Annotated in this window: 1 protein-coding gene; it reads left to right on the plus strand. The window is 54.7% G+C overall.

What is annotated here, in order from left to right; all coding sequences use genetic code 11:
• Nucleotides 1-80: 80 nt before the first annotated feature.
• The coding region (locus tag SB724_RS22015; RefSeq protein WP_410573230.1) for an XRE family transcriptional regulator at nt 81-232 on the plus strand (152 nt) is incomplete at its 3' end.

Consider the following 232-nt stretch of genomic DNA (forward strand, 5'->3'; position numbering starts at 1 on the left):
CATCAAGACTTCCAGTCACGACATCGCCTTGATCAGGTCTCGTCTGAAGCTGGCCGAGGCACACTCAAGAGGAGAAATAAATGACTGAGATCGAAGCAGGCAGTGGGAACGTCTATGCCGACCTCAACGGTGCCGACGCCAATGAAATGCTGGTAAAGGCACAGCTTGCCAGCAAGATCTGCAGCATCATCAAGGCTCGGCACCTCACCCAGTTGGAAGCCGCAGCGGTACT

This window comes from Bacillus sp. SIMBA_031 (assembly GCF_046535225.1).
In the GTDB taxonomy this organism is placed as follows: Bacteria; Bacillota; Bacilli; order Bacillales; family Bacillaceae; genus Bacillus; species Bacillus velezensis.